Source organism: Streptococcus sp. HMSC072D07 (assembly GCF_001814835.1).
In the GTDB taxonomy this organism is placed as follows: Bacteria; Bacillota; Bacilli; order Lactobacillales; family Streptococcaceae; genus Streptococcus.
In genome coordinates, this window is sequence record NZ_KV818074.1 from 34909 (window position 1) to 42586 (window position 7678).

The 7678-nt window shown below is 41.4% G+C and carries 8 protein-coding genes; all 8 read right to left on the reverse strand.

The features are described from left to right. Positions 1 to 125: 125 nt before the first annotated feature. Positions 126 to 1262 carry a molecular chaperone DnaJ gene (gene dnaJ / locus HMPREF2991_RS07765; RefSeq protein ID WP_001066315.1) on the reverse strand — a complete coding sequence of 379 codons (1137 nt, stop codon included), beginning with the start codon at positions 1260 to 1262 and terminating at the stop codon, positions 126 to 128. A gap of 597 nt (positions 1263 to 1859) precedes the next feature. Beyond that, entirely contained in the window at positions 1860 to 3683 is a 1824-nt protein-coding gene (gene dnaK / locus HMPREF2991_RS07770) for a molecular chaperone DnaK (RefSeq protein ID WP_042902036.1), read from the reverse strand. A 258-nt stretch (positions 3684 to 3941) separates the two neighbouring features. Beyond that, the gene (gene grpE / locus HMPREF2991_RS07775; protein WP_070567069.1) at positions 3942 to 4457 is read right to left on the reverse strand and encodes a nucleotide exchange factor GrpE; all 516 of its coding nucleotides are present in this window, start codon (positions 4455 to 4457) and stop codon (positions 3942 to 3944) included. 26 nt (positions 4458 to 4483) lie between these two features. After that, entirely contained in the window at positions 4484 to 5518 is a 1035-nt protein-coding gene (gene hrcA, locus HMPREF2991_RS07780) for a heat-inducible transcriptional repressor HrcA (RefSeq protein ID WP_070567066.1), read from the reverse strand. Between the two features lie 161 nt (positions 5519 to 5679). Further along, positions 5680 to 6192, reverse strand: a complete 513-nt coding sequence (locus HMPREF2991_RS07785) for a DUF2812 domain-containing protein (protein ID WP_044020265.1) — start codon at positions 6190 to 6192, stop codon at positions 5680 to 5682. A gap of 34 nt (positions 6193 to 6226) precedes the next feature. Beyond that, complete coding sequence (locus HMPREF2991_RS10745) at positions 6227 to 6802, reverse strand: DUF2812 domain-containing protein (protein WP_044021696.1); 576 nt, start codon at positions 6800 to 6802, stop codon at positions 6227 to 6229. Next, positions 6802 to 7122 (reverse strand): PadR family transcriptional regulator, encoded by a 321-nt coding sequence (locus tag HMPREF2991_RS07795; RefSeq protein WP_044020263.1) that lies wholly within the window; start codon positions 7120 to 7122, stop codon positions 6802 to 6804. The genes HMPREF2991_RS10745 and HMPREF2991_RS07795 overlap by 1 nt, the downstream gene beginning before the upstream one ends. Before the next feature lie 157 nt (positions 7123 to 7279). Next, the coding region (locus HMPREF2991_RS10750; protein ID WP_083312778.1) for an SHIRT domain-containing protein at positions 7280 to 7678 on the reverse strand (399 nt) is incomplete at its 5' end.

The window sequence follows — 7678 nt, forward strand, 5'->3', positions numbered from 1 at the left end:
GGTTTGAAGAGATTTTCGAAGAGTATTAGTTATGAAATGGTGAATGAGTTGTCTCAATTGTGGTGTATAGTTGATGGGATATAGCTTGTTTACGCTTTAAAAAGAGCTCGCCGGCTCTTTTTACTTTATTCTCCTTCAAAGGCATCTTTTATATGGTCAAAGAAGCCTTTTTTCTTTGGATTGACTTTCAAGTCACCTGCAGCTGCGAATTCTTTAAGCGCTGCTTTTTGGCGATCGTTCAAGCCTGTCGGAGTCACGACATTGACTGTAACGTATTGGTCACCAACAGCACCACCACGAAGGCTCGGTGCTCCCTTGCCACGTAGGCGGAATTTCTTACCAGTCTGAGTTCCTTCTGGGATAACCAATTCAACATCTCCATGCACGGTTGGAATTTCCACAGTATCTCCAAGAGTAGCTTGGACGATATTAAGATTTAACTTGTAGAAAATAGTTGTTCCTTCACGTTCAAACTTATCGCTGGCTTCTACTGAAACCACTACATACAAGTCACCATAAGGTCCACCGTTAAAGCCTGCTTCACCTTGACCAGCTAGGCGAATTTGTTGACCAGTTTCAACACCGGCAGGGATTTTTACATGGACGCTATGAGCTTGTTTTTCATGACCTGTTCCATGACAGGTAGTACATGGATCTTTGATCTCTTTTCCGCGACCATGACAGACATCACAAGTTACTTGGCGACGCATCATACCAAGAGGAGTCTGCGTATCGACATTAATGACACCAGCGCCATGACAGCGTCCACAAGTGACTGGACTTGTCCCTGGCTTAGCACCAGATCCATTACATGTACGACAGCTGGCTTCACGATTGTATTTAACTTCTTTTTCTGTTCCGAAGATAGCTTCTTCAAAGGTTAAGTTCACACGATACTGGAGGTCATCCCCTTGACGAGGGGCGTTTGGATTGCGCGAAGCTCCGCCTCCTCCGAAAAAACTTGAGAAGATATCTTCAAAACCACCGAAGCCACCTGCTCCGTCAAAGCCGCCGAAACCACCAGCACCACCAAAGCCACCGTTGGCACCCGCAGCACCATATTGGTCGTAGGCTGCACGTTTTTGGTCATCACTCAAAGTCTCATAGGCTTCTTGAACTTCCTTGTATTTTTCCTCAGCACCAGGCTCCTTGTTGATATCTGGGTGATATTTTTTAGAAAGCTTACGATAAGCCTTTTTGATCTCGTCTGCCGAAGCGTTTTTTGACACCCCCAGACGATCATAAAATTCAGTATTGTTCATACAAGATACTAAGAGCGAACAGAAAGCGACTGAAATTTAGGAAACCGACAAGAAATCCTGATTTCTTAGGAGGTTTATCTAATTTCCAAGCTTTCCGCTCGAGTTCAATTACGAACACCCTTATTCCTTTCTATTAATCTTACGGAACGAAACCTCAATCTAGGTCGGGTTCAATTCCTTTCTTTTATATTAATGAGACAAAACCCCAACAAATCAGGTTCAGTCCCTTTTTACCGAAAAACAGAGGCTGGGTTACAACCTCTGGATTTCTTCCTATCATTATTACATTTAGACAATGAACCTTAGTAATTCGTCATTCTTAACGAGTTAGGCTTAACTGAGTTTCGGCTAAAAACTTCGGAAAAAAGATAAGCCATCTTTTGTGCATCGCATAAGGCGATGGCTTCCTATTTTTCTTTCGTTTTTTAAACGCCTCAACATCTGCACGCCCTAACCTCTTGGTGAAAAAGAGACGTAGCTGTTTTCGCTTTAGCGAACTACAGATATGGCTACCTTTAGGTTCAAATCTTTCTAGAAACTAAAGTTTCTGCGTCAGATTTCCTATTTTCACTGTGAGGTTTTAACGAGCTTTGCATCTTACTTCTCCGTAAACTCTCCGTCTACGACGTCATCGCCTGCGTTTCCTGTTGCTTGTGCGCCTTCTGCTCCTGCTTGAGCTTGTTGGGCTGCAGCAGCTTGTTCGTAGAGTTTAACAGCAAGTCCTTGTGCTTTTTCATTCAATGCTTCAAGTTTTGCTTTCATTTCGTCCAAGTTGTTGTCTTCTTGGGCTTTCTTAAGCTCATCAAGGGCAGCTTGGGCAGCATCACGTTCTGCATCGAAGCCTTTGCCTTCAGTTTCTTTGATTGTCTTTTCAGTCGCAAAGATAGCTTGGTCTACTTCGTTACGAAGGTCTACTTCTTCTTTACGTTTCTTATCTGCTTCAGCGTTAGCTTCAGCATCTTTCATCATGCGGTCGATTTCTTCGTCTGTCAAACCTGAGTTTGATTGGATAACAATTGTTTGTTCTTTTTGAGTTCCAAGATCTTTAGCCTTAACAGAGACGATACCGTTCTTGTCAATGTCAAATGTTACTTCGATTTGAGGAATTCCACGAGGTGCAGCTGGGATATCTGTCAATTGGAAACGTCCAAGAGTCTTGTTATCTGCTGCCATTGGGCGTTCACCTTGAAGAACGTGGATATCAACGGCTGGTTGGTTGTCTGCTGCAGTTGAGAAGACTTGTGATTTAGATGTTGGAATAGTAGTGTTGCGATCGATAAGTTTTGTAAAGACGCCACCCATTGTTTCGATACCGAGTGACAATGGTGTTACGTCAAGAAGGACAACGTCTTTCACATCACCAGTGATCACACCACCTTGGATAGCAGCACCCATGGCAACAACTTCGTCAGGGTTTACTGATTTGTTTGGTTCTTTACCAGTTTCAGCTTTCACAGCTTCTACAACGGCTGGGATACGAGTTGAACCACCAACAAGGATAACTTCGTCGATTTCTGACAAGCTCAATCCTGCATCTGAAAGGGCTTGACGAACTGGAACTTTTGTACGTTCTACAAGGTCACGAGTCAAATCGTCAAATTTCGCACGAGTCAAAGTCATTTCCAAGTGAAGAGGTCCAGCTTCACCAGCAGTGATGAATGGCAAGCTGATTTGTGTTGAAGTTACACCAGAAAGGTCTTTCTTAGCTTTTTCAGCCGCATCTTTCAAACGTTGCATTGCCATCTTGTCAGTAGACAAGTCAATACCATTTTCTTTCTTGAATTCTGCTACCAAGTGATCGATGATTTTTTGGTCAAAGTCGTCACCACCGAGTTTGTTATCCCCTGCAGTTGACAATACATCGAAGACACCGTCACCCAATTCAAGGATAGATACGTCAAATGTACCACCACCAAGGTCGAATACCAAGATTTTTTCTTCTTTGTCAGTCTTGTCCAAACCGTAAGCAAGAGCTGCTGCAGTTGGCTCGTTAACGATACGTTCTACTTCAAGACCAGCGATTTTACCAGCGTCTTTAGTTGCTTGACGTTGAGCGTCGTTGAAGTAAGCCGGGACTGTGATAACCGCTTTGGTTACTTTTTCACCAAGGTATTCTTCAGCGTAACCTTTCAAGTATTGAAGGATCATAGCTGAGATTTCTTGTGGAGTGTATTCTTTTCCATTTGCAGAAACTTTTTCAGAAGTTCCCATCTTAGATTTGATAGAGATTACTGTATCTGGGTTTGTAACTGCTTGACGTTTTGCGGCATCACCAACGATGATTTCACCATTTTTGAATGACACTACAGATGGAGTTGTGCGATTTCCTTCTGGGTTTGCGATGATTTTGCTTTCAGTTCCTTCAAGAACTGCAACTGCTGAGTTTGTTGTACCTAAGTCAATACCGATAATTTTAGACATGTGTTTTTCTCCTTAAAGTTTAATTCGAATTTTGATTTTTTGATATTCCCCTTAAGTGGTGGGGACGTGAGCAACTCCCTACGGGATTTCATCACTTATTTTTGAGCCTATTGTCTCAAAAATCCCCTGTTTCAGTAGCAAAAGCTACTGAAACTTTCACCACGGCGGGAAATATCTTCCTTGCAAGCCTCCGGCTTGCTTTTTATCCTTCTTCATAGTTTATTGTCGTTTCGGACAAGTTTTTACGGGCTTTGTATCCTAATTATAGACTACTACCATGGCTGGTCTTAAGATACGGTCATGGAGTTTGTAACCTTTTTGGAAGACTTGGGCGATGGTGTCTGCTGGGTGTTCATCGTCTGCTGGGAGAGTTTGGATGGCCATGTGATAGTTATGGTCAAATTCGCCGTCAGCTGCGATTTCTTCAATTCCTTCTTCTTTCAAAGCGTGAATCAAGCTCTCTTGCACCATCTCCAATCCTTTTTTGACATCGTCTGTCAATCCTTCAACTACAAGTGCACGTTCTAAGTTGTCAAGCGACGGTAAAATTGCTTTTGCCAGATCTTGGCTACGATAACGTTGCAAGTTTTGACGTTCTTCATTGGCACGGCGTTGAATATTTTGCATTTCTGCATGAGCGCGAAGGTATTTGTTTTCGAACTCATCCGCACGTTCATTTGCCAAGTCCAACTCAGACTTCTCAGGAGTTGTTTCTTCAGTTGCTTCCACAACTTCCTCTTCTTTCATTTCTTCGTTCTTTTTATCTTGGGCCATTTTCGCCTCCTTTAATGATTTCAAAATTAATTTACTTCGTAATGATTACTGCTGAGGTAGCGATAAAAATCTGTCAACTTCATCGTCAAAACACGATTGACCACATTGACTTGGTTGACCAATTGCTGATAATCTAGATTGACTGGACCGATAATCGCTAGAATTCCAAAACCTCGATAAGGAATGAGGAACTTACTGCTAATCACCGCCAAATCTGCTAGACAGGATTCCTGACTGTCTGCAACACGGACATTTTGCATTTGATCTTCATGCAGACCTTCACGAATCTCCAGAGCCACTTTTTGCGGTTGGTCAAAGAACTGATAGGCTGCTAGATTGGCAAAATTCAAGAGATTGACCTTGCCCGATACCACAATGTTTTCGTTGAACATTTCTTTAAAAATGTGTTCAAAGAGATCCATGACATTGTCCGTTGTTGTGAAGTAACGCTGGATAATCTGCGGAATCTCCGTCCGAATCTTGTAGTGAATATCTAGAACCGTGTGACCGAGGAAACGTTCTTGAATCAAGGTCTTGAGGCGATTTAAATCTTCCTGCAAGAAGTTCCTTGGAATCAGAAATTGACTGGTAACCGTTCGGGACTCGTCTAGGGTAAATACTGCCAAGGCTGTATGTTGCCCCAAAACAACGATATCAAAGGCTGTCAACCGTTGCCTGCTCGGCTCAACATCCAGTGCTACTACCGTACAGCCGCTCAGGTCTGTCAGTAGATTAGCAGCCTCTTGCAGGATATCCTCCAATTTGAAGAATTCCTGATCAAAGGCTTTGACAATCTCGTATACCTCATTTTCAGCCAGTCTGTCAAAAGCAAGCGAGTGTTTCACATAGTACTGAAATCCCGCGACACTTGGCATCCGACCGCTTGAGGTATGAGCCTTCTCAAGCAAACCCTGCTTCTCTAGAGCTGCCATGTCATTACGAATGGTAGCACTACTAGAATTGATAGACTCTTGTAGCGCCTTGGATCCGACAGGTTCGTGCGTTTTGGTAAAGATGTCAATGATCAGATTTAAAATATCCTGCTGACGCTCTGTAACCATCTCATCACTCCTCTCTGTCCGATTGATTAGCACTCTATGCACTCAAGTGCTAACTCATGATTCTATTATACACCCTTAGAAGAGAATGTCAAGACAAAAACTTAAAAAAATTAGCACTCTTTTATCAAGAGTGCTAAAAATCAGTCTACAGACCTAGAATCTTACTTCTCATCTACTTGGTATTTCCTTTTAAGTCTGAAAAAACCGTAGATTAGATAAGAAATCAAGCAAGCGTATAAAACGAAAATAATAAAGAAAGACTGAGACAAGTTTTCTCGATACAAACTCATGCAAACAACAAGACCACCTGAAAAAGTGGCTATACAGGAACGAAGTCTAGACCGCATAACTTCCCATCTGAGACCCTTACTCATATAGACTTTCTCCTCTGAAAGTATATCAGAAGTTGGTTTACGAAGAATTGAACAAAAACCTGTTTCTATCAATTCCCAACCGCTATTTCTAAAATCTTGTAGTTCATGCTTATACTTTTTAAGAAATCTAGAATCATAGATACGGTAGATGACATCGTCAGGTTGGCATTGGCAAAAATAGAAAAAACCAAAACGACTCGTTCTATATCTCCAACCTTTCAAGTGCATCTCATGTAAATATTCTTCTTCCTTGTCCAAATCAACAATGCTAAAAATCCGAAATTGTACTTTGCTATTCATTGTCTTACCTCCAAATCAGAAAACATACATGGTTTTATTTTTCAGATAATTCTTTCCACTTTTGAAACAAGCTCCAAAAAATATAAGAAATCTGAACCGCAAAAACTATCAATAAAACACAATCTATTATGACAATCAAAAACATTCCCCAACTGAAAGAACTAGCTCCACTGACAAACTTAGAGAAAACCGGTAGTAGAGCTAAAAATAGAATCAAAATAGGAAGCATCCGCATTATTAAAATCCGTTTGATCATAGCTAACTTCCCTGTAGCGTCATTATAGATTTCAAACTCAGTATCCGATTCAATTTCAGAATGTGGTTTTCTAAAATAGGAAAAACTATTAAAGTCTGTAATATGCTCCCAGCCACAGTCTTTAAATAGTTGTAAATAGGAGGCTCTCTCTGATTTTTTCATGGGATAAAAGTCCAACTGATAAGACACCTGCTCCGGTTGGCACTTTTCAAAAGTATACTTAACCGCAACTACTAAGTTAGAGTAGCTTACTTCCTTAAGTTTCCAGCCCTTAGCATGCATTTCCCCAAGGTATAAGGCCTCTCTATCATAATCCGCAATTGTAGATATCCGATATACAACCTTCTTTTCCATCATACTTCCTCCTGACTGTTTCTATAGAGCCGTTCAATACGTTTCAATTCAATCTCCAAAACCTTTCGTCCCAAATCTGTTATCTGATAGATTTTCCGTTTTTCCTCCTCTCGGACAAAGGAGATCAAGCCATCCTTTTCCATTTTTGACAAGGTTCCATACATAGTTCCAGGACTAATCAAAACTTGTGAATCTGTCATCTCCTTGACCTTTTGTGTAATACTATAACCATGACGTTCCTTTTGTAGACAGAACAAGATATAAAATCCTGTTTCCGTCATCGGAAGATAAACCCGACGAATCTTATCCGTCAATTCCATTTAACCCCACCTCCTATTTAGTTCGATATATCGCACCTCGTTATATAAACTATATCACATCTCGATATAAAATGCAAGAAAAAGAGAGAACGATTTCTCGTTCTCTCTTCTTAGACTCAGGAATTAAGAAGTCATTTTGTTATTTCCTAAGAGTTGCTTAGTCTTTCTTGCGAAGGACAAAAACTGCTAGGCTTGCAAAGGCAAGGCCAATGATTGAAAGAAGACCAGATACTGCTGAGCCTGTGTTTGGTAACAAGTTCTGATTTTGACTACTTCTTTCTTCTGGTTGACTAGTATTTCCAGAATCTTTAATTGGGGCCGGAGTGAATTCCCAGGTGCCTACGAAGTGTGCGTCTACTCCATTGATGGTTTCGGATGTCTTATCATAGGACTTGAAGCTCCAGGTACCTTCTGCTGTCTTAACTTCTGTTTGACTTGGTTGCGTTGGCGTTGCTTGACTGCCATCTTTCAAGTCTGTTTGGTCTGATGGAAGCAGGGATTTCACTTCTTGTGGAAGTTCTTTACCTGGAGTTCCGCTGACAAACTCGTGAGTTGC

What these genes read in the sequence shown, in the direction of transcription:
- HMPREF2991_RS07795 (WP_044020263.1), bottom strand. Translation starts at nt 7,122, where the DNA reads ATGGAATTGACGGATAAGATTCGTCGGGTTTATCTTCCGATGACGGAA.
- hrcA (WP_070567066.1), bottom strand. Translation starts at nt 5,518, where the DNA reads ATGGTTACAGAGCGTCAGCAGGATATTTTAAATCTGATCATTGACATC.
- dnaJ (WP_001066315.1), bottom strand. Translation starts at nt 1,262, where the DNA reads ATGAACAATACTGAATTTTATGATCGTCTGGGGGTGTCAAAAAACGCT.
- grpE (WP_070567069.1), bottom strand. Translation starts at nt 4,457, where the DNA reads ATGGCCCAAGATAAAAAGAACGAAGAAATGAAAGAAGAGGAAGTTGTG.
- HMPREF2991_RS07785 (WP_044020265.1), bottom strand. Translation starts at nt 6,192, where the DNA reads ATGAATAGCAAAGTACAATTTCGGATTTTTAGCATTGTTGATTTGGAC.
- HMPREF2991_RS10745 (WP_044021696.1), bottom strand. Translation starts at nt 6,802, where the DNA reads ATGGAAAAGAAGGTTGTATATCGGATATCTACAATTGCGGATTATGAT.
- dnaK (WP_042902036.1), bottom strand. Translation starts at nt 3,683, where the DNA reads ATGTCTAAAATTATCGGTATTGACTTAGGTACAACAAACTCAGCAGTT.